The sequence below is a fragment of the Streptomyces sp. NPDC020489 genome (assembly GCF_044386545.1).
Taxonomy (GTDB): domain Bacteria; phylum Actinomycetota; class Actinomycetes; order Streptomycetales; family Streptomycetaceae; genus Streptomyces.
In genome coordinates, this window is sequence record NZ_JBIRUZ010000010.1 from 309,240 (window position 1) to 328,957 (window position 19,718).

Sequence of the window (19,718 nt, forward strand, 5' to 3'; positions counted from 1 at the left end):
GTCCGTGTCCTGTATAGCCCCGTGAGGTGTCCTGTGTCCCCGCGTCGCAACCGACCCAGAGGAGCCGCCCCGTGGGGCGGGGACGACCGCTCGGGCCGATACGGCGGGTTCCAGTCCACCGAGAGCTGGCAGGGCGAGGAGTGGAACGTCCGGCACGTGGCGGGGGCCAGCGCCCAGGGCAAGGCCTACCGCTGCCCCGGCTGCGACCAGTTGATCCCCGACGGTGTCCCGCACGTCGTCGCCTGGCCGGACCACTCCGGTGTCGACGAGCGCCGGCACTGGCACAAGGCGTGCTGGAACGCGAAGGACCGCCGCACCTCGAGGGTGCAGCGGTCCCGTAACGCGCCCCGGTTCTAGACGTCCCGCTGGTTCAGCAGCGCGAGCGCGCCGGCGAACGCGGCGGCCGTCACGCCGATGATGATCCACAGCGGGTCCCAGCCGGACGGGCCGGACTCGGTGAGCGAGTTGGCGTAGAAGACGCTCAGCTGGTTCGGGATCGAGTACTCGAACAGGGCCTCGCGCAGATCCGACAGCGTCTCCGTGAACATGAACAGCGCGATCACCAGCGGGGCCAGCACCAGGCCGATCATGATGGTGATGGCGCCCGCCGAGTGCCGGATGATCGAGCCGACGATCAGCGACAGCAGCCCCAGCATCGCGATGTAGAACGAGATGCCGACGGTGCCCTTCAGCCATTCCTCGCCGGAGGGCTCCCTGGCGCCGGTGCCGTCCAGCAGGGCCACGTCGGCGAGGGCGACCAGCAGCGCCGACGCGAACGTGACGACGAAGGCGACCAGGAAGAACACGATGGCCTTCGCGGTCAGCACCCGGCCACGGCTCGGGCACGCCGTCATGGTGGTGCGGATCATGCCGGTGCCGTACTCGGAGGCGGTCGTCAGCACGCCGAGCGTGATGATGCACATCGAGCCGAGCAGCAGCCCGAAGAAGCCGAACGACAGCGGGTTCTCACCGGCCAGGTCGGACTCGCCCGCGCTGCTGGACACCACCGAGGCGGCGAGCAGCCCGATCCCGATGACGAGCAGGACGAACACGCCCAGCGTCCACATCGTCGAGCGCACCGACCGGATCTTGGTCCACTCCGAGGCGAGCGCGTGCCCGAGGTGCGTGCGCACCACCGGGATCGGCGACGTGTACGTGGCGTACGAAGGGGCGGGTGCCGCGTGCCAGTCGGGTGCGGCGGTCTGCGGCATCGGGGGCTGCGGCGTGCTCATCGGGCGTCCTCGGGCTTGGTCAGGTCGGCGGCGGGCTGCGGGGCGCCTGCGGCGGGCGCGGCGGCCGGGGGCGGCGGCGCGGCGGCGCTCGCCGTGGCGCCGGGCGCGGACTGCGCGGGTCCGGTGGCCGCGGGGGCCTGCGCGGGAGCGGCCGGGGCGCCCTCGGCCGGCTGGGAGGCCACGGGCGGGGCTGCGGGGGCGGCGGGCTGGGCCGGGCTCTGGGGGGCCTGGGGAGGCGTCTGGGCGTACGGGTTGGGCTGACCCGCGCCGGGGGCGCCGTACGGGCCCGCCGGGGGGTGTGCCGCGCCGTAAGGGCTCGGGGCGTCCTGCGGGGCCGCGAAGGGCCGGCCGCCCTGCTGCGGCGGCGGGGGCGCGTACCAGCCGGGCTGGCCCTGCCCGGGAACCGGCATCGGCGGCTGGGCGCCGGGCGGCAGCGGCTGCTGGAGACCGGCCTTCTGGTCGGTCGTCGAGCGGTAGTCGACCGCGCCCTGGGTCATCCGCATGTACGCCTCCTCCAGGGACGCCTGGTGCGGGGAGAGCTCCCACAGCCGTACGTCCGTGTCGTGGGCGATGTCGCTGATGCGGGGGAGCGGCAGTCCGGTGACGCGCAGCGCGCCGTCCTGCTCGGTCATGACGTGGCCGCCCGCCTCGGCCAGCGCGGAGGTCAGCTTCTCGCGCAGCTGCGGCTCGGTGTCGGGGGTGCGCACGCGCGCGAAACCGGCGGAGTTCGCGGCGATGAAGTCCTGCACGCTCATGTCGGCCAGCAGCTGTCCGCGCCCGATCACGATCAGGTGGTCGGCGGTCAGCGCCATCTCGCTCATGAGGTGGGAGGAGACGAAGACCGTACGGCCCTCCGCCGCCAGCGACTTCATCAGGTTGCGCACCCAGAGGATGCCCTCGGGGTCGAGGCCGTTGACCGGCTCGTCGAAGAGCAGCACCTGGGGGTCGCCGAGCAGTGCGGCGGCGATGCCGAGCCGCTGACCCATGCCGAGGGAGAAGCCCTTGGACCGCTTCCGCGCCACGTCCTGGAGGCCGACCACGCCGAGCACCTCGTCCACCCGGCGGGCCGGGATGCCGGAGAGCTGGGCGAGGCAGAGCAGGTGGTTGCGGGCGTGCCGGCCGCCGTGCACGGCCTTGGCGTCGAGCAGGGCGCCGACCTGGCGGGGGGCGTTGGGCAGCTTGCGGTACGGGTAGCCGCCGATCGTCACCTGCCCCGAGGTGGGGTTGTCCAGGCCGAGGATCATCCGCATCGTCGTCGACTTGCCGGAGCCGTTGGGGCCCAGGAAGCCGGTGACGGATCCGGGCCGCACCTGGAAGGAAAGGTTGTACACAGCGGTCTTGTCGCCGTAGCGCTTGGTCAGGCCGACTGCCTCGATCATGCTCCGCACCCATCAAAGGTTCAGGACAGCAGGGCACACGCCCCCGTAAGGGTTAGGAGCTTATCGGGACGCTGACGGTTCCCATCAAGAGCGAGTAAAGATTGCGCGGCCGCAGCCGCCCCCGTCCGTCGGGGTCAGGCGTCCCGCTTCTTCAGCAGGAGATACCCGCCGACGAGCGCCGCGGCCACCCACAGCACCATGATCCCGAGCCCGCCCCACGGGCCGTAGGGAGTGTCGTCGTCGACGGGCGTGACCACCTGCATGATCTTGCTGCCGGCCTGGTCCGGCAGGTACCGGCCGACGTTCTTGGTCGCGGAGACGGCACCGAGGATGTTGGAGATCAGGAAGAAGAACGGCATCAGGATGCCCAGCGACAGCATCGGCGAGCGCAGCATCGCGGCGACCCCCATGGAGAACATCGCGATGAGGGTCATGTAGAGCCCACCGCCGATGACCGCGCGCAGCACGCCCGGGTCGCCGATCGCGGCGCGGTGCGAGCCGAGCATGGCCTGGCCGAGGAAGAAGGCGACGAAGCTGGTGGCCATGCCGACGACCAGCGCGAGACCGGTCGCCACCGCGATCTTGCTGAACAGGAAGGTGCCACGCTGCGGTACGGCGGCCAGCGAGGTGCGGATCATGCCGGTGCTGTACTCGTTGGAGACGACCAGCACCCCGAACACGATCATCGCGAGCTGGCCGAGGCTCATCCCGGCGAAGCTGATGTAGGTGGGGTCGAAGGAGAGCTTGTCCTTGGTGCTCATCTCGTCGAACTCGTTCTTCGACAGGGCCGAGATGAGCATGCCGAGCGCGAGCGTGACGACCACGGCGAGGGAGAGCGTCCACACCGTGGACGCCACCGACCGGATCTTGGTCCACTCGGATCGGACGACCTGGATCGCCGCCATGCTCAGTTCCCCTTCCAGCCCTCGCCCCACGGAGCCTGCGGCGGCTGCGGTGCGGCGGGCGTGTCGGTGTGCGCGTGGTACTCGACCGACTCGGCGGTCAGCTGCATGAACGCCTCCTCCAGGGAGGCCTGCTGGGGGCTCAGCTCGTGCAGCACGATCTGCGCCTGGGCGGCCAGCTCCCCGATCTGCTCGGGCTTGCCGCCGTCGACCTCCAGCGTCCCGCCGCCGTTCTCCACGACCGTGATCCCGGCCCCGTGCAGCACGTCGAGCAGCCGCTCGCGCTGGGGCGAGCGGATCCGGACGTAGGACCGTGAGTTCTGCTCGATGAAGTCGGCCATGGAGGTGTCGGCGAGCAGCCGTCCCTGCCCGATGACGACGAGGTGGTCGGCGGTCAGCGCCATCTCGCTCATGAGATGGCTCGACACGAACACGGTCCGCCCCTGCGCGGCCAGCGATTTCATGAGGTTGCGGATCCAGTGGATGCCCTCGGGGTCGAGCCCGTTGACCGGCTCGTCGAACATCAGGATCCGCGGGTCCCCGAGGAGCGCGCCCGCGATGCCCAGCCGCTGCCCCATGCCGAGCGAGAACCCCTTGGCCTTCTTCCTCGCCACCGCGGTCAGGCCGACGGTGTCGAGGACCTCGTCGACCCTCTTCCGGGGGATCCCGTTGCTCTGGGCGAGGCACAGCAGGTGGTTGAAGGCGCTGCGGCCGCCGTGCATGGCCTTGGCGTCGAGCAGGGCGCCGATGTACTTCAGCGGGTCCTTCAGCCGGTCGTAGTGCTGTCCGTCGATGCGGACGTCGCCGGCGGTGGGGCGGTCCAGGCCGAGCATCATCCGCATCGTCGTCGACTTGCCGGCGCCGTTGGGTCCGAGGAAGCCCGTGACGATGCCGGGCCTGACGGTGAAGGTGAGGTTGTTGACCGCGACCTTCTCGCCGTAGCGCTTGGTCAGGCCCTCGAGCTCGATCATGCGGCCACGCTAGGACGGGCTCCCGGCGGCTGCCACTCGTGCGGGCGGACGGCGCCCGACAAGCCGGGCAAGCGACGGTGAACGCCGTCGGCCGACGGAGGACGTACGGAAAAGTCGCGTCACCCGCGCGGGTGAGGGGGCGCAGGGTGGTCGCGGGCCGCGATCCGCTCGGCGGGGGCCGTCCCGCGAGGTCACGCTCGACCGGGAGCAGGTGACGGGCGAAGCGCGGCGACGACGTGGTGGCACGCCGGAGGCCCGCACCCCCGGGGGAGACGGTACGGGCCTCTGGAACGTGCGTTGCCGCTTAGCGGGACTGCTGGGCCGGCACCCCGCGGGAGATCGGCTCGTCGTCCGTGGCCGGCGAACCGGCCGCGGCCACCGCGGCGCCCGTGAGCGTCGCCAGCATCTCGCGGACGTTCGTCAGCTGGGCGTTGATCGAGTCGCGGCGGTTGGTCAGCGCCGCGAGCTCGCGCTCGGATTCCGAACGGATGCGGTCGGCCTTGGCGTTGGCGTCCGCCACGATGTCCTCGGCCTGACGCTGAGCGGTCTCCACGGTCTGGCGGGCCCGGCGCTCGGCGTCGGTGCGCAGCTTCTCGGCCTCCAGACGCAGCTGCTCCGCGCGGTGCTCGATCTCCGCGAGACGCTTCTCGGCCTTCTGCTGACGGGAGGCGAGGTCGCGCTCGGACTGCTCGCGACGCTTGGCGAGGTTCGTCTCGAAGTCCGCGGCGGCCTGGGCGGCCTTGGCGCGGGTCTCCTCGAAGAGGGCGTCCGCCTCCTCACGCTTGGACTGCGCGTCCTTCTGCGCCTCCTGGCGCAGCTGCGACGCGTCGCTCTTGGCCTTCTCGACGATCCGGACGCCTTCGTCCTCGGCCTTGGACTTGCGCTCCGCGGCGAACGACTCCGCGTCGTTGCGCACCTGCTGGGCCGCCGACTCGGCGAGCTCGCGGTGCTGCTCGGCCGCGCGACGGGCCTCCTCGCGCAGGTCCTTGGCCTCCTCCTCGGCGAGGCGGAGGATCTTCTCGACACGCGCGCCGAGACCGGCGTACGACGGCTCGGCGTCGCTTACCTGGGCCTGGGCGTTCTGCGTCTCGAGGTGGAGCTCCTCGATGCGCTTTTCCAGAGCGGTGATGCGGGAGAGAGCGCTGTCACGGTCGGAGACGAGCTTGGAGATCCGTTCGTCCACCTGAGCGCGGTCGTACCCACGCCGCACAAGCTCGAAGCCGTAGGGGGAAGTGTCGCTCATGGGGTTCCTGTCAAATGAGACCGGTGAGGTGATAGGGGGAATCCTAGGGGCCGAAGCGGTGTGTCATCGAGCGGATACGGGTTTGATCTGGAGAATGACACCCCTTTTGAGTGGCTAACCCCCGGACAGCTTGCCAAAAAGTTGGTCAAAGGCCGCAGACGGCACCGGAATTCGGCCTGTCGGTCAGCTGTCCGTCACCTAAGCGTCCGGTGACTTGCCACCCGAACGAGGGGCACCGACCGAGACGCCCGCCTTGACGCCGCCGTCCTTGCCCGCCACCGGGGCCTCGAAGGACTCCAACGCCTCCAGGACGTCCTGGACACGGGAGATCTCGGCGTTGATGTCCTCCCGCCGGCGCACCAGCACCTCCAGCTCCCGCTTGCCCTCCTCGACGGTGCGCCGGGCCTCCCGGATCGCCTCCGCCTTGAGCTCCTCGGCCTCCTTGATGAGCGCCGCCTTCTTCTGCTCGGCCTCCTTCAGGAGCCCCTCGGCCTTCTTCACGGCGGCGATCCGGACCTTGCCCGCCTCGGAGTTGGCCTCCGACACCAGCTCCTTGGCCTTCGCCTGCGCCTTCGCCAGCTGCTCCTCGGAGGCCTTGATGAGCGCGTCGCAGCGGTCACCGGTCGACTTCATCGTCTCGGCGGCCTCGCGGCGGGCCCGCTCGTGCAGCTCCTCGATCTCGGTCGTGATCCGGTCGCGCAGCTCCTCGGCGCGCTCCCTTATGGCGGTGGCGTCCCGGCGGGCACCGACCAGCAGCTCGTCCGCGTCCGTACGGGCCTTCTCCACGCGCGTGTTGCCCTCGACCGTCGCCTCCGCGACCAGCCGGTCGGCCTCCTTGCGGGCCGCCCCCACCATGCTGTCGGCCTGCGCCTCGGCGTCCGCGGTGGTCTTGAGCGCCTGCGCCTGCGCCTCGGTGAGCAGCTTGTCCGCCTCGGCGGTGGTCTCCGTGATGAGCGTGTCGACCTGCTCGGCCACGTCCTGGCGGCGCTTGTTCGCCTCCTGGCGGGCCTCGTCGAGGGTGCGCTCGGCCTCCTCGCGCGCGGCCGCGGTGACCCGCTCCGCCTCGGCCAGGGCGTCCGCCTTGACCCGCTCGGAGTCGGAACGGACCCGCTCGGCGTGCTGCTGCGCGGAGCCGACCGTCTCGGCGGCCTCGGCCCGCAGCCGCTCGGCGTCGCCGGCGGCGTCCGCGATCAGCTTCTCGGCCTGGGCGACCGCCTCGGAGCGGACCCGCTCCGCCTCGGCGACCGTGTCCTGGCGCAGCCGGTCGGTGTCGGTGAGGGTCTCGGTGGTGAGCCGCTCGGCCTCGTTGCGCGCCTCGGTGATGAGGGTGTCGGCCTGCGCGGCGGCGTCCGAGCGGATGCGGTTGGCGTCCTCACGGGCGTCCGCCCGGGTCCGGGCCGCGGCCTGGTCGGCCTCGGCGAGGGCGTCCGCGACCTCCGTGCGCACCCGCTGGGCGTGCTCGGCGGCGTCCGACCTGAGCCGCTCCGCCTCCGCGATGGCGTCGCCGACGGTGCGCTCGGCGAGCGCCTTGGCGGCCTCCGACTCCTCGGTGGCCTCCCGGCGCACCCGGCTCGCGTCCTCGCTGGCCCGCTCCCGCTCGGCGTAGGCGTCGGAGCGGACGCGGTCCGCCTCCTCCTCGGCCTCCCGGCGGGTGCGCTCCGCGACGTGCTCGGCGGCGCTGCGCAGCCCGGCGATCTCCTCCTGGGCCTGCTCGTGCAGCCCGGCGACGGACTCGCGGACCTGCTGGGCGTGCTGCTCGGCCGCGGACACCATCTCGGTGGCGCGCCGGTCCGCCTCCTCGACCAGGCGCACCGCCTCGGCCTGCGCCTCCTCGACCCGGTTGCGCGCCGAGGCCAGCAGCTCCTCGCTCTGCTCGCGGGCCCGCTCACGCTCCTGGTCGGCCTCCTGGCGGGCCGAACCGAGGGTCTCCTCGGCCTCCCGACGGCGCCGGGCGGCCTCCTCCTGGGCGGCGGCCAGCGTCTCCGACGCCTCGGTCGCCAGCCGCTCGGCGGCGGCCTGCGCCTCCGCCCGGACCCGGTCGGCGGTGTCCTGCGCCTCCGACTTCAGCCGCTCCGCCTCGGCCGCGGCGTCCGACCTCAGCCGTACGGCGACGGCCTCGCCCTCGGCCCGGGACGCGGAGGCGTCCGCGGCGGCCTCGGTGCGCAGCCGGTCGGCCTCGGCCTCGGCCTGCTGCTGGAGGGTACGGATCCGCTCGGCGGCCTCGGTGCGCAGCCGGTCGGTCTCCTCGGCGGCCTCGCGGCGGATCCGCGCGGCCTCCTCACGGGCCTCCGTCAGCGCCTGCTCGGCGGCCGCGAGGCGCTCCTCGGCCTCGTGGTGCAGCCGGTTCAGCTCCTCGGCGGCCTCGGCGCGGCGCGCCTCCATGGCGCGCTCGGTCTCCTCGCGCAGCTCCAGGGCGGCCCGCTCGGCCTCGGCCCGGATGCCCTCGGCCTGCTCGGCGACCTCCTCGCGGTGCCGCTCGGCCTCCTGACGGGTGCGCTGGAGGGTCTCCTCGGCCTGCCGGCGCAGCGTGGTGGCGCGCTCGATGGCCTCGGTGCGGACCTTCTCGCTGTCCGTGGTGGCGGTCTGGCGCAGCTCGTCGGCGTCCGCCTTGGCCTTCGCCAGCAGCTCCTCGGCGGTCTTGGCCGCCTCCTCGATCTGCTGGACGGCCTCCTTGCGGGCCTCCGCGCGGATCTTCTCGCCCTCGGCGACCGCGTCGGCCCGCAGCTGCTCGGCCTCGCCCCGCAGCCGGCGCGCCTCCTCCTGGAGCTCGACCGTCTTGGCGCGGTACTCCTTGGTGTCGTCCTTCGCCGACCCCTTGAGCTCCTCGGCGATGTCATGGGCCTCGGCGCGCAGCCGGTCGGCCTCGGCCTCCGCCTCGCGGCGGATTCGCTCGGCCTCCTCGGCGGCCGCCCTGGTGGTCCGCTGCGCGTCCTCCTGCGCCTTGTTGAGGACGTCCTCGGCGGTCTTGGCCGCCTTCGACAGCTGGGTCGCGCTCTCCTCGGCGGTGAGCGTGCGGGCCTTCTCGGCGGCCTCCTCCAGGATCCGCTCGGCCTCCGCGCGGGCGTCCGCGACGGCCTGCTCGGCTTCCGCCTTGGTGGTCTCGGCCTCCTTGGTGGCCTCGCTGACCAGCCGGGCGACCTGCTCCTTGGCGGTCCGGGTGCGCTGTTCGTTCGCCGACTCCGCGCCGGCCAGAGCCTTCTCGGCGGCGGACTTGGCCTCGGTGACGAGCTTGTCGGCCTCGGCCTGCGCCTTGCGCAGCGCCTCCTCGGCCTCCGCCATCCGCTGCTCGGCGGCCCGGCTCAGCTCGGTCGCCTGGCGGCGGGCGCTGTCCGACTCGGTCGCCGTGGAGTTGCGCAGCTGCTCGGCGTGCTCGGTGGCTTCCTGCGCCTGGGTGGACGCGGCGTTCAGCAGCCGCTCGGCGTCCGCGCGGGCGCGGCGCAGCAGCTGGTCGGCCTCCGCGCGGGCCGCCTCGGCCTCGCTCTGGAGCCGCTGCCGGGCCTCGGCGGCGACCCGCTCGGCCTCGGCACGGGCGGCGGCCATGGCCTGCTCGGCCTCCGCGCGGGACTCCTCCAGGAGCCGGCGGGCCTGCTGCTCGGTGCGGGCGCGCAGCTGCTCGGCCCACGCCACGTTCTCGTTGACGTGCGACTCGACGGTCTGCCGGCGCTCGGCGAGCTCCTGGTCCAGCTGCTGGCGGCGGGTGACCGCCTCCTGGTGCAGTTCCGCCTGGAGGCGGGCCGCGTTCTCGGCGTGCTCCTGGAGGATGCGCTGGGTCTGCGCCCGCGCCTGGCTCAGCTCGCGCTCGGCGTCCTGGCGCAGCTGGTCGGCCTGGATCTGGGCGTTGCGGAGCAACTGTTCGGCCTGATAGCCGATGTCGCCGCCGTCGTAGGACGGTCGGGACATGAGGGTGCGCCGCGCCTCGTGCAACTTGGCGCGCAGCACCTCGACCTGGTAGCCGAGGTCCTCGGCGTGCTGGATCGCCTTCTCCCGCTCGGTCTTCAGCCGATCCATCTCGGCCTCGAACCGAGAGAGGTGGTCGACGTCAGCCGCCGGCTCTCGCTCCTGGCGTTCGTAGCCCCGCACTGCGCGGTCCCATCCGTCCCCTGGTCGCATGTCTGGCCAAACGAGCTCCGTCCGTCCGCCGAACGGGGCCCCCGGGGAATGGTGTCAGATCAACGGCGGAGCATGGGCTTCAGCCCCGACGCTCGTCCCCCGCAAACCCGGACCCCGGCGCGGTCCTGCCGAAAGACAGGACCCGGTCGCCCTGGGTGGAGCGGCGACCGCCCCCAACCCTACCGGCCCATATGTACGAGGGTCAGTGCTCAGGTGACTCAACAGGGGCCGAAGTGACCAGTTCTGTCAGTACGCCATGGCAATCCTTGGGGTGCAGGAAGGTGATCCGTGACCCCATGGAGCCGCGTCGCGGCTCGTCGTACAGAACGCGTACGCCCTTGTCGCGGATGTCCGCGGCCTCCTCGTCGACGTTCGCCGTGCCGAAGGCGATGTGGTGCACGCCCTCGCCGTTCTTGGCCAGCCACTTCGCGACGGTGGAGTCCTCGCGGGTGGGCTCCAGGAGCTGGAGGTAGGTGGCGCCGCCGTCGGACGTCTCGTTGATCTTGAGCATGGCCTCGCGCACGCCCTGCTCCTCGTTGACCTCGGAGTGGTGCACCTCGAAGCCGTAGGTGGCCCGGTAGAACTCGACGGTCCTGTCCAGGTCGAAACAGGCGATCCCGATGTGGTCGATTCGCGTCAGCATGGAATTCAGTGCAGCGCCCCGGCGGTGGTTACGCAACGTGCGCGCGATCACACCGACGGCCCGGTGACGGCACGGAGTGCCACTCAGTACATTCGAAGTAAACCCTCGTTCACTCCTCAGCTGTGCAGCTGAAAGGGGATCGCACCTCATGTCTGGTTCGAACAGCACGACGTCCGTGATCGTCGCGGGTGCCCGCACCCCGATGGGACGGTTGCTCGGCTCCCTGAAGTCCTTCTCCGGAGCCGACCTCGGCGGCTTCGCGATCAAGGCCGCCCTCGACCGTGCGGGGATCGGCGGCGACCAGGTGCAGTACGTGATCATGGGCCAGGTCCTCCAGGCCGGGGCGGGCCAGATCCCGGCCCGCCAGGCCGCGGTCAAGGCCGGCATCCCGATGGGCGTGCCCGCGCTCACCATCAACAAGGTCTGTCTGTCGGGCCTGGACGCGATCGCGCTGGCCGACCAGCTGATCCGCGCGGGCGAGTTCGACGTGATCGTCGCCGGTGGCCAGGAGTCCATGACCAACGCGCCCCACCTGCTCCCGAAGTCCCGCGAGGGCTTCAAGTACGGCGCCATCGAGATGCTCGACGCCATGGCGTACGACGGTCTGACCGACCCGTGGGAGAACATCCCCATGGGCGAGTCGACCGAGAAGCACAACACCCGCCTCGGTATCCAGCGCGCCGAGCAGGACGAGATCGCCGCCCTGTCCCACCAGCGCGCCGCCGCCGCCCAGAAGAACGGCGTCTTCGAGGCCGAGATCACCCCGATCGAGATCCCGCAGCGCAAGGGCGAGCCGGTCGTTCTCAGCAAGGACGAGGGCATCCGCGCGGAGACCACCGCGGAGTCCCTGGGCAAGCTGCGCCCGGCGTTCACCAAGGACGGCACCATCACCGCCGGCACGTCCTCGCAGATCTCCGACGGCGCCGCCGCCGTGGTCGTGATGAGCAAGACCAAGGCGCAGGAACTCGGCCTGGAGTGGATCGCCGAGATCGGCGCCCACGGCAACGTGGCCGGCCCGGACAACTCCCTCCAGTCCCAGCCGTCCAACGCGATCCTGCACGCCCTGAAGAAGGAGGGCCTGGACGTCTCCGACCTCGACCTCATCGAGATCAACGAGGCGTTCGCCGCGGTGGCCGTGCAGTCAATGAAGGACCTCGGCGTGTCCACCGAAACGGTGAACGTCAACGGTGGTGCCATCGCCCTGGGCCACCCGATCGGCATGTCCGGCGCCCGTCTGGTGCTGCACCTGGCGCTGGAGCTGAAGCGCCGCGGCGGCGGGATCGGCGCGGCCGCGCTGTGCGGCGGCGGCGGTCAGGGTGACGCGCTCATCGTGCGGGTGCCCAAGGCCTGAGGCCTGAGTTCCCGTACGTTCTTCTAGGTGAACGGAGCTGTGATGCAGGACGTCTCCTCTCTGGTGGCCCAGGCGAGGGAGGGCAGGCCGCGTGCCGTGGCCCGGCTGATCTCCCTGGTGGAGGGGGCGTCCCCGCAGCTGAGGGAGGTCATGGCGGCGCTGGCCCCGCTCACGGGGAACGCCTACGTCGTGGGTCTCACGGGCTCGCCGGGCGTCGGCAAGTCCACCTCGACCTCCGCGCTGGTCACCGCGTACCGCAAGCAGGGCAGGCGGGTCGGTGTCCTGGCCGTCGACCCGTCCTCGCCGTTCTCCGGCGGGGCCCTGCTGGGCGACCGGGTGCGCATGTCGGACCACGCCTCCGACCCCGGCGTCTACATCCGCTCCATGGCCACCCGCGGCCACCTCGGCGGCCTCGCCTGGTCCGCCCCGCAGGCGATCCGGGTCCTGGACGCGGCGGGCTGCGACGTGATCCTGGTGGAGACGGTCGGCGTCGGCCAGTCCGAGGTCGAGATCGCCTCCCAGGCCGACACCAGCGTGGTCCTGCTCGCCCCGGGGATGGGCGACGGCATCCAGGCCGCCAAGGCCGGGATCCTGGAGATCGGCGACGTCTACGTCGTCAACAAGGCCGACCGCGACGGCGCCGATGCCACCGCCCGGGAGCTCAACCACATGCTCGGCCTCGGCGAGTCCCGCGGCCCCGGCGACTGGCGCCCCCCGATCGTGAAGACGGTCGCCGCGCGCTCCGAGGGCGTCGACGAGGTCGTCGAGGCCCTGGAGAAGCACCGCGCGTGGATGGAGGAGCGCGGTGTGCTCGCCGAACGGCGCCGCGCCCGCGCCGCCCGCGAGGTGGAGACCATCGCCGTCACCGCCCTGCGCGAACGCATCGGCGACCTGCACGGCGACCGTCGACTGGACGCCCTGGCGGACCGGATCGTCGCCGGTGAACTGGACCCCTACCGGGCGGCGGACGAACTGGTGACAGGTCTGACACAGGGCTGAGGCCGGACGCGGTCGCCTGCCCGCCCGGCTCCGCCTCCCGCTGCTCTCCGCGGGCCTGGGCCTCACCCTGGCCGCCGCGGGTCTGGCCCCCGGCGCCGGCACCCTCGCCCTGGCGGCGGCCCTCGCCGGGATGTTCGTCGCACCGGCCCTGACGACGGCGTACCTGATCGCCGACGAGGCCGCCCCGCCGGGCTTCCGCACCCAGGCCGGTGCCTGGGTCAACACGGCCGTGAACGCCGGGAGCGCGGCGGGCGCGGTGACGGCGGGACTGCTCGTCGAGCGGCTGCCGTCGGGGGTGTGCTTCGTGGCGGCCGGGGCGGTCCCGGTGACGGGGGCACTGGTCACGGCCCTCGCGGAGGCACGGCGAGGCGGCCGTACGTCGGTGCGTACGGCCGCCTCGGCCTCGGCTGACACGCGCCTGTCGTGAGGCGGGTCAGGCCTCGTCGTCGTCCGCGCGGTCCGCGGTGACCTTGCCGCTGGTCAGGTCGACCCGCCAGTCCTGGTCGGCCTTGCCGGAGGCGGCGCGGGTCTCCACGTCCCAGGCCCGCGAGGCGCCGTCGTCGTCGAGGTCCACGGAGGTCACGGTGCCCTTGGCGGCGGCGGCCCGCGCGGCCTCGGCGGCCGTCACCGAGCTGCCCTTGAGGGCGGCCCGCACCTCGGCGGTGTCGTCCTCGCTCTCGCCGTGGGAGCCGAGGACCTTGCCGGAGGCGGGGTCGATCAGGACGCTGTGCCAGGTGTCGCCCTTGCCCAGCACGTCGACGTCCCACACGACCTTGCCGTTGTCGTCCTGGTCGTCGAGCTCGGCGGAGACGGCGGTGCCCGGGGCGCTCCTCAGCGCGGCCGCGATCGCGTCGGCGGCGCTGACATCGCCGCTCGCGGCCGCCGCACGGTCGTCGTCCGTGTCGTCCCGGCGGTCCTCGGCGGAGTCGTCCGCGTCGTCGCGGTCGGTGGCCGCCTGCGCGGCGGCGCCGGTCGGGCGGTGCGCCGTCGTCTCGTCGTCGCCCGCGGCGAAGGCCGCGACGGTGCCACCGGTGACCAGGGCCGCGGCGGTGAGGGTGGCGATGACGATGTTGCGCTTCATGAGGGGTTCCTTCCCACTTGATCGTTTTCACCGGATTGTCAGCGATTCGCTCGCTTTCGACGTCAACCACCCTCGCCGACCGACGCTGAGGGGAACCTGAAGTCACCTGAAGGGATCTTCAGCTTGGTTTTGGGACCCTTGGGGCATGCGCCTGTTGATCGTGGAGGACGAGAAGCGGCTGGCCCTGTCGCTCGCGAAGGGTCTGACCGCCGAGGGGTACGCCGTGGACGTGGTCCACGACGGCCGGGAGGGCCTGCGCCTGGCCACCGAGGGGACGTACGACCTCGTGATCCTCGACATCATGCTGCCCGGCCTCAACGGCTACCGGGTCTGCGCAGCCCTGCGCGCCGCCGGCCACGACGTGCCGATCCTGATGCTCACCGCCAAGGACGGCGAGTACGACGAGGCCGAGGGCCTGGACACGGGCGCCGACGACTACCTCACCAAGCCCTTCTCCTACGTCGTCCTCGTCGCCCGCGTGAAGGCCCTGCTGCGCCGCCGGGGCCAGGGCGGCGGCGCCTCGCCCGTGCTGACGTACGGCGATCTGAAGGTCGACACCGCGGCCCGCCGGGTCTTCCTCGCCGACACCGAGGCGACGCTCACCGCGAAGGAGTTCGCGGTCCTGGAGCAACTGGTCACCCGGGCCGGCGAGGTCGTGTCCAAGGCGCAGATCCTGGACCACGTCTGGGACTTCGCCTACGACGGCGACCCGAACATCGTCGAGGTCTACATCAGCACCCTCAGGCGCAAGCTGCGCTCCGGGCTCATCACGACCGTCCGCGGCGCCGGGTACCGGCTGGAGGCGGACCGATGAGAAGGCTCTTCGGCTCCGTCCGCGCCCGGGCGACCCTCGGCGCCACGCTCGTCGTCGCGGTCGCCCTGGTGGCGGCGGGGGCGGCGGTGCTGCTGTCGCTGCGGTCCAACCTGGTCGACCAGGCCGGCAACAAGGCCGAGCGAGAGGCGCAGAACGTCGCCTCCGAGCTCGCCGCCGGGACGCCGTACGCCCGGCTGGAGCTGAGCGACGACCTCCCGATCCAGGTCGTCGACGCCAGGGGCACGCTGGTCGCGGCGAGCGACGGCCTGGAGCGGATCAGCGGCACCGCCACCGACGAGGTCACGGCGCGACCCCGCAGCGGCGACACGGCCGGTACGGGCGACACGACCGGCGCCGCCGGCGACTCCGACGACGACGCGGACGACGCGGGCGACGGCACCGAGGCCCCGGAGGCCCCCGAGATCGGCGAGGCGGAGTTCACCGACGGCACCGCGACCCTGGACGGCCAGAGCGACGACTACCGGTTCGCCGCCGTCCCCGTGGAGACCAAGGACCGCGGTGACCTCACCGTCTACGCCGGCGGCTCCCTGGACGCCGAGCAGGACGCCGTGGACACCGCGACCACCGCCATGCTGATCGGCTTCCCGCTGCTCCTCGCGGTCGTGGCGGCCGTCACCTGGCTCGTCACCCGGCGCGCGCTGCGCCCCGTCGAGGGCATCCGGCGGGAGATGGCCGCGATCACCGCCTCCGAGGACCTCGCCCGCCGCGTGCCGGAGCCGGACACCCACGACGAGGTGGCCCGGCTCGCCCGCACCACCAACGAGACGCTGGCCGCGCTGGAGACCTCCGTGGAACGCCAGCGCCGGTTCGTCGCCGACGCCTCGCACGAACTGCGCAGCCCCATCGCCTCGCTGCGCACCCAGCTCGAAGTGGGCGCCGCCCACCCGGAGTTGCTGGACGTGCCGGGCGCGGTCGAGGACACCGTACGGCTCCAGCGGCTCGCCGCCGATCTGCTGCTGCTCGCCCGCCTGGACGCGGGGGAGGGGCCCGGCGACAAGCGGCTCGACCTCGGTGAGGTGGCGCGGCGGGAGGCGCGGGGGCGCGAGGGGGTCACTGTCGAGGCGGAGGCCGTGGACGTGGCGGGCTCCCGGAGCCAGCTGGAGCGGGTGCTCGGCAATCTGCTGGACAACGCGCAGCGGCACGCCCGGTCGGCGATCACTCTGAGCGTGCGCGCGGACGGGGCGTGGGCGGTCGTGGAGGTCGCCGACGACGGTGACGGGGTGGCCGAGGCCGACCGGGAGCGGATCTTCGAGCGGTTCGTACGGCTCGACGAGGCCCGCAGCCGGGACGACGGCGGCGCCGGTCTCGGGCTCGCCATCGCCCGTGACGTCGCCGCCCGCCACGGCGGCACGCTCACCGTCGGCGACGCACCGGCGGGCGGAGCGCTGTTCGCGCTCCGCCTGCCGCGCGCCCGGCCGTCGTGATCAGGGGCGCCCGCGCTGCCCGCGCAGGTGCTCCGCGATCGGCTTGAGGGACTTGTCGAGCTCCGCCATGGACTCGGGGTCCAGCAGGTCGATGAAGTGCCGCCGCACGGACGCCACGTGGTGGGGCGCGACCTTCTTCATCGTCTCCATGCCGTGCTCGGTGAGGACCGCGTACAGGCCGCGGCGGTCCGACTCGCAGTTCTCCCGGCGCACCAGGTTCGCGTTCTCCATGCGCGTGATCTGGTGCGAGAGGCGGCTCTTGGACTGGAGGGTGGCGGACGCGAGATCGCTCATCCGCATCCGTACGTCCTCCGACTCGGAGAGATTCACCAGGATCTCGTAGTCGTTCATTGTCAGGCCGAACGGCTGGAGGTCCTTCTCTAGCTGGTACGTCAACAGCCTGTTGACCTCCAGGTGGGTGCGCCAGGCGCACTGCTCCGCATCGGTCAGCCAGCGCGTGGCCGTCTCGGTCTCCATGAATGAAGTCTACCTAAGAAGTTGAAAGGCGAACTAGTGAGGGTTGTCGGGTGACGGCGTGCACACGTTCGACGTCACACTCCGCAGACTACCGCTCACAGCCCGAAGCGACGCTGGAGGTCGCCCAGCTGTCCGGGAAGGCGCGGTGTGCCCGCAGCCTGTGAAGGGCCTGTGGAGGGCACCCCGGAACCAGGCACTCCGGCCTGCTGCGGAACCGCCCCCGTGGCCTGCTCCGCCATGAGCACCTCGGAGGACTGGAGCAGTACGGTGCCGGCCCCTATGAACTCGAACTGATGCTCCTCCCCGGAGGCCCCGCCGAGGCCTGTCATCGCACGTAGACCGCCCATCAGGCCCGTCATGTAACCGTGGTCGTAGTGATGGCACGGCGACGGGCAGTCGGCCCAGCCGACCAGTGCCTGCGGATCCACCCGGACCGGGGGTTCCATGAACACCACCGGACCGTTGGATGCCGCCACGAACTTTCCGGTTCCGATCAGGGTCAGAAAACCCGGCACGATCGATTGTTTGAGGGCGAGACTTGGCTGAAAAGCGAGCAGGTTGCCTGAGCGAATGGTCAGGTTGCCGTCTTCCAGGTCGTACGAATTCACGTCGAAGGCCCGGTCGGCGAGCAGCATCTTGCCCGAGCCCTCGGCCACGACCCAGTCGCTCGCGTGCAGAGGCGAATGGAAGGACGTACGGACAAGTCGGTCGAGTCGCCCGTGCCCGATGCCGTTGAAGTCGATCGAGCCGTAGTAGGCGATCATCTTCCCCTTCTGCAGGAACCACTGGCTCCCCTTGAGCTCCACGCAGAAGGTGTAGTTGTTCACGTTGTCGTCGGACGGCAGGGTCGCGGGGTCGTGGACGGTGGGGCCCGCACCCGGGTAGGTGGTCACAGCTTCTCCTCCGACGCCTGGACGAACACCGATCCGTGACCGCTCAGCTCCAGCTGGAAGGCCTCGCCGGAACCGCGGCCCACCATGTCCCGCCAGCCGAGCGCGGTGGACAGTTTGTTGCGGACGTCGCCGTGGTGGGCGACATAGGCCTGGGGGTCGACATGGACCGGGCGCTGCGGGGTGATGGGGAGCTCGATGACCCCGCCGTGCGCCATCACGGCGACCGAGCCGTGTCCCTTGAGCGTGGTGGTGAACAGCCCCTGGCCGCTGACCTGGCCGCGGACCATGCCCATGACGCCGCCCTGGGAGCCCATGAACATCGTGCCCTGCTCCAGGGTGCCCTCGAAGGCGAGGAGGCGGTCCGCCTCCACGTAGAGGGTGTCACCGGTGAGCGCGATCACCTGGACGTGGTGGCCGCCGTGCCCGAACAGCACGGTGCCGTTGCCCTCCACGGTCATCAGCGGCGTCGACTCGTTGGCCACCCGGCGTCCGATCATCGACATCAGTCCGCCCTGGCCGCCGGACATGTTGGGCGTGAAGGACACCTCGCCCCGGTAGGCGAGCATCGCCCCGCGCTGGCTGAACAGCCGCTGCCCGGGTGCGACGGTCGCCTCGACCATCTTCGAGTTCAGCTCACGGAAGGCCATGTCAGACATCCCCCGCGATCGTGTTCCGCTCGCTGGGCTGGACGTACACCAGGCCGTCCCCCTCGAAGCGGATCTGGAAGGCCTCGCCGCCGCCCTCGCCCATGAAGGTGCGGAACGTGACACCGGACTGGAAGGACTGCCGCAGGTTCCCCTGGTGCGCGATGTAGGCCCCGGGGTCCACGCTCAGCGGGTACTGCGGGCTGACCCGCAGCACCACGGCCGGCCCGTCCGAGGTGATCGCGGCCTGGCCGTGCCCCTCGACGGTCGTCGTGAACAGCCCGTTGCCCTGCGAGGCGCCGCGCAGCCCGGTGAAGCTCGTCCCCGTCCTGAGCCCTCCGTCGGTCGCGAGCAGATTGCTCGACTCCACGTACAGCTTGTCCCCCTGGAGCCCGACGAGGTTGATCTCGGACGCGCGATCGGCGAACCAGCACGTCCCCTGCCCCCTCACCTCCATCACCGTCATCTGCTCACCGGTGATCCGCCGGGTCACCATCCCCCGGATGCCCTCACCGCCACCGCTGAGCTTCTTGAACGCCATCTGTCCGTCGTACGCGACCATCGAGCCGTTCTTCGCCTTCACGGCGTCCCCGGTCATCTCGACGGCGAGCACCTTGCTGCCTTGAAGTCGGAACATCGCCACGCTGTGAAGGTAGCCCGCCGAGAGCGGTTGCCGACAGGGCCTGTGGGTGGAGACGGACCCCGACCGCACCCCTAGGGGCTCTCGGCGGGGTCGAGCCGGTCACCGACCCCCCACCCCGGTGGCCGTCAGTCGTTTGCCACAATGGACGAACGTTTGTGCACGCATTCACAAAGCGTCGACGCCCCTCCACCGAAGGTGACCCGTGGACCTCAAGACCGCCAGCGCCCTCCGCCGCCTCCGCCTCGTCTCCGCCCCCGAGGCGGTCTCGTTCCTGCTCCTCCTCGTCTGCTCGGTCCTGAAGCGGACCACGGACTTCAACGCGGTGCCCGTGATGGGCATGGTCCACGGCGTCCTCTTCGTCCTGTACGTGATCTTCTGGGCCGACGCCTGGAACCGCACGAAGTGGCCGCTCGGCACCGCCGCCCTCTACTTCGTCCTCTCGGTCCTGCCCACCGGCGGCTTCTTCGCCGAGCGCAAGCTCAAGCGGGAGGCCGAGGACGCCGTCATCGCCTCCCGCGCCCGTCAGGAGCAGGCGGTGAAGACCTCGTGATCGTCGCCTTCTCCGTCACCCCGCTCGGGGTCGGCGAGGACGTGGGGGAGTACGTCGCCGAGGCGGTCCGGGTCGTGCGCGCGTCGGGTCTGCCGAACCGTACCGACGCGATGTTCACCTCGATCGAGGGGGACTGGGACGAGGTGATGGACGTCGTCAAGCGCGCCGTCGCCGCGGTGGAGGCGCGGGCTCCGCGCGTGTCCCTGGTGCTCAAGGCGGACATCCGCCCCGCGGTCACGGACGGCCTGACGTCCAAGGTGGCAACGGTGGAACGCCACCTGGCCGAGTAGCCCCGGCCGCCCGCGAGCCGACGACCCCGGTCCCGCGCCGACCGGGGTTCT

Annotated in this window: 20 protein-coding genes; 8 read left to right on the top strand and 12 right to left on the bottom strand. The window is 71.8% G+C overall.

The window, feature by feature from the left end:
- Positions 1 to 33: 33 nt before the first annotated feature.
- On the top strand, positions 34 to 357 hold the full coding sequence (locus ACH41F_RS27240) for an ATP/GTP-binding protein (RefSeq protein ID WP_391232737.1): 324 nt from the start codon (positions 34 to 36) through the stop codon (positions 355 to 357).
- On the opposite strand, the gene ACH41F_RS27245 is transcribed toward ACH41F_RS27240, so the two are convergent.
- From ACH41F_RS27245 to mce, 7 genes are all read right to left on the bottom strand, one after another.
- Entirely contained in the window at positions 354 to 1,232 is an 879-nt protein-coding gene (locus ACH41F_RS27245; RefSeq protein ID WP_391232735.1) for an ABC transporter permease, read from the bottom strand. The genes ACH41F_RS27240 and ACH41F_RS27245 overlap by 4 nt on opposite strands.
- Entirely contained in the window at positions 1,229 to 2,611 is a 1,383-nt protein-coding gene (locus tag ACH41F_RS27250) for an ATP-binding cassette domain-containing protein (RefSeq protein WP_391232734.1), read from the bottom strand. Before ACH41F_RS27250 ends, ACH41F_RS27245 begins: the two co-directional genes overlap by 4 nt.
- A gap of 134 nt (positions 2,612 to 2,745) precedes the next feature.
- Positions 2,746 to 3,516 carry an ABC transporter permease gene (locus ACH41F_RS27255; RefSeq protein ID WP_391232733.1) on the bottom strand — a complete coding sequence of 257 codons (771 nt, stop codon included), beginning with the start codon at positions 3,514 to 3,516 and terminating at the stop codon, positions 2,746 to 2,748.
- Between the two features lie 2 nt (positions 3,517 to 3,518).
- On the bottom strand, positions 3,519 to 4,484 hold the full coding sequence (locus tag ACH41F_RS27260; RefSeq protein WP_391232732.1) for an ATP-binding cassette domain-containing protein: 966 nt from the start codon (positions 4,482 to 4,484) through the stop codon (positions 3,519 to 3,521).
- Positions 4,485 to 4,788: 304 nt separating this feature from the next.
- Positions 4,789 to 5,727, bottom strand: coding sequence for a cellulose-binding protein (locus ACH41F_RS27265; RefSeq protein ID WP_391232731.1), 939 nt, complete (start codon positions 5,725 to 5,727; stop codon positions 4,789 to 4,791).
- Between the two features lie 198 nt (positions 5,728 to 5,925).
- On the bottom strand, positions 5,926 to 9,807 hold the full coding sequence (gene scy, locus ACH41F_RS27270) for a polarized growth protein Scy (protein WP_391232730.1): 3,882 nt from the start codon (positions 9,805 to 9,807) through the stop codon (positions 5,926 to 5,928).
- Positions 9,808 to 10,039: 232 nt separating this feature from the next.
- Positions 10,040 to 10,480 carry a methylmalonyl-CoA epimerase gene (mce, locus tag ACH41F_RS27275; protein WP_391232729.1) on the bottom strand — a complete coding sequence of 147 codons (441 nt, stop codon included), beginning with the start codon at positions 10,478 to 10,480 and terminating at the stop codon, positions 10,040 to 10,042.
- A 148-nt stretch (positions 10,481 to 10,628) separates the two neighbouring features.
- Here mce and ACH41F_RS27280 point away from each other — a divergent pair, with 148 nt between their 5' ends.
- Genes ACH41F_RS27280 through ACH41F_RS27290 form a run of 3 tightly spaced genes read left to right on the top strand, consistent with a single transcriptional unit; the run spans position 10,629 to position 13,257 of the window.
- Entirely contained in the window at positions 10,629 to 11,831 is a 1,203-nt protein-coding gene (locus ACH41F_RS27280) for an acetyl-CoA C-acyltransferase (protein ID WP_391232727.1), read from the top strand.
- A 42-nt stretch (positions 11,832 to 11,873) separates the two neighbouring features.
- Positions 11,874 to 12,830 carry a methylmalonyl Co-A mutase-associated GTPase MeaB gene (gene meaB, locus ACH41F_RS27285; RefSeq protein WP_391233015.1) on the top strand — a complete coding sequence of 319 codons (957 nt, stop codon included), beginning with the start codon at positions 11,874 to 11,876 and terminating at the stop codon, positions 12,828 to 12,830.
- Between the two features lie 16 nt (positions 12,831 to 12,846).
- On the top strand, positions 12,847 to 13,257 hold the full coding sequence (locus ACH41F_RS27290) for an MFS transporter (protein ID WP_398837916.1): 411 nt from the start codon (positions 12,847 to 12,849) through the stop codon (positions 13,255 to 13,257).
- A gap of 6 nt (positions 13,258 to 13,263) precedes the next feature.
- On the opposite strand, the gene ACH41F_RS27295 is transcribed toward ACH41F_RS27290, so the two are convergent.
- Positions 13,264 to 13,911 (bottom strand): PepSY domain-containing protein, encoded by a 648-nt coding sequence (locus ACH41F_RS27295; RefSeq protein WP_398837870.1) that lies wholly within the window; start codon positions 13,909 to 13,911, stop codon positions 13,264 to 13,266.
- Between the two features lie 145 nt (positions 13,912 to 14,056).
- Between ACH41F_RS27295 and ACH41F_RS27300 the strand changes: the two genes are divergently transcribed.
- Positions 14,057 to 14,725 carry a response regulator transcription factor gene (locus ACH41F_RS27300; RefSeq protein WP_398837872.1) on the top strand — a complete coding sequence of 223 codons (669 nt, stop codon included), beginning with the start codon at positions 14,057 to 14,059 and terminating at the stop codon, positions 14,723 to 14,725.
- Entirely contained in the window at positions 14,722 to 16,170 is a 1,449-nt protein-coding gene (locus ACH41F_RS27305) for an ATP-binding protein (protein WP_391232723.1), read from the top strand. Before ACH41F_RS27300 ends, ACH41F_RS27305 begins: the two co-directional genes overlap by 4 nt.
- Here ACH41F_RS27305 and ACH41F_RS27310 read toward each other — a convergent pair whose 3' ends face one another.
- From ACH41F_RS27310 to ACH41F_RS27325, 4 genes are all read right to left on the bottom strand, one after another.
- Positions 16,171 to 16,647: a MarR family transcriptional regulator gene (locus ACH41F_RS27310; protein WP_391232722.1), complete on the bottom strand. Its 477-nt coding sequence runs from the start codon at positions 16,645 to 16,647 to the stop codon at positions 16,171 to 16,173.
- Positions 16,648 to 16,742: 95 nt separating this feature from the next.
- On the bottom strand, positions 16,743 to 17,540 hold the full coding sequence (locus tag ACH41F_RS27315; RefSeq protein ID WP_398837875.1) for an AIM24 family protein: 798 nt from the start codon (positions 17,538 to 17,540) through the stop codon (positions 16,743 to 16,745).
- Positions 17,537 to 18,187 carry an AIM24 family protein gene (locus ACH41F_RS27320; RefSeq protein WP_398837917.1) on the bottom strand — a complete coding sequence of 217 codons (651 nt, stop codon included), beginning with the start codon at positions 18,185 to 18,187 and terminating at the stop codon, positions 17,537 to 17,539. Before ACH41F_RS27320 ends, ACH41F_RS27315 begins: the two co-directional genes overlap by 4 nt.
- 1 nt (position 18,188) lies before the next feature.
- Entirely contained in the window at positions 18,189 to 18,821 is a 633-nt protein-coding gene (locus tag ACH41F_RS27325) for an AIM24 family protein (RefSeq protein WP_398837918.1), read from the bottom strand.
- Between the two features lie 208 nt (positions 18,822 to 19,029).
- Between ACH41F_RS27325 and ACH41F_RS27330 the strand changes: the two genes are divergently transcribed.
- Complete coding sequence (locus ACH41F_RS27330) at positions 19,030 to 19,377, top strand: DUF3817 domain-containing protein (RefSeq protein WP_391232718.1); 348 nt, start codon at positions 19,030 to 19,032, stop codon at positions 19,375 to 19,377.
- Positions 19,374 to 19,667 carry an MTH1187 family thiamine-binding protein gene (locus ACH41F_RS27335; protein WP_391232716.1) on the top strand — a complete coding sequence of 98 codons (294 nt, stop codon included), beginning with the start codon at positions 19,374 to 19,376 and terminating at the stop codon, positions 19,665 to 19,667. The genes ACH41F_RS27330 and ACH41F_RS27335 overlap by 4 nt, the downstream gene beginning before the upstream one ends.
- The last annotated feature ends 51 nt before the right edge of the window (positions 19,668 to 19,718 follow it).

Coding starts and splice junctions, on each gene's coding strand:
- ACH41F_RS27245 (WP_391232735.1), bottom strand. CDS start 1,232: ATGAGCACGCCGCAGCCCCCGATGCCGCAGACCGCCGCACCCGACTGG.
- ACH41F_RS27250 (WP_391232734.1), bottom strand. CDS start 2,611: ATGATCGAGGCAGTCGGCCTGACCAAGCGCTACGGCGACAAGACCGCT.
- ACH41F_RS27255 (WP_391232733.1), bottom strand. CDS start 3,516: ATGGCGGCGATCCAGGTCGTCCGATCCGAGTGGACCAAGATCCGGTCG.
- ACH41F_RS27260 (WP_391232732.1), bottom strand. CDS start 4,484: ATGATCGAGCTCGAGGGCCTGACCAAGCGCTACGGCGAGAAGGTCGCG.
- ACH41F_RS27265 (WP_391232731.1), bottom strand. CDS start 5,727: ATGAGCGACACTTCCCCCTACGGCTTCGAGCTTGTGCGGCGTGGGTAC.
- mce (WP_391232729.1), bottom strand. CDS start 10,480: ATGCTGACGCGAATCGACCACATCGGGATCGCCTGTTTCGACCTGGAC.
- ACH41F_RS27280 (WP_391232727.1), top strand. CDS start 10,629: ATGTCTGGTTCGAACAGCACGACGTCCGTGATCGTCGCGGGTGCCCGC.
- meaB (WP_391233015.1), top strand. CDS start 11,874: ATGCAGGACGTCTCCTCTCTGGTGGCCCAGGCGAGGGAGGGCAGGCCG.
- ACH41F_RS27295 (WP_398837870.1), bottom strand. CDS start 13,911: ATGAAGCGCAACATCGTCATCGCCACCCTCACCGCCGCGGCCCTGGTC.
- ACH41F_RS27300 (WP_398837872.1), top strand. CDS start 14,057: ATGCGCCTGTTGATCGTGGAGGACGAGAAGCGGCTGGCCCTGTCGCTC.
- ACH41F_RS27305 (WP_391232723.1), top strand. CDS start 14,722: ATGAGAAGGCTCTTCGGCTCCGTCCGCGCCCGGGCGACCCTCGGCGCC.
- ACH41F_RS27310 (WP_391232722.1), bottom strand. CDS start 16,647: ATGGAGACCGAGACGGCCACGCGCTGGCTGACCGATGCGGAGCAGTGC.
- ACH41F_RS27320 (WP_398837917.1), bottom strand. CDS start 18,187: ATGGCCTTCCGTGAGCTGAACTCGAAGATGGTCGAGGCGACCGTCGCA.
- ACH41F_RS27325 (WP_398837918.1), bottom strand. CDS start 18,821: ATGTTCCGACTTCAAGGCAGCAAGGTGCTCGCCGTCGAGATGACCGGG.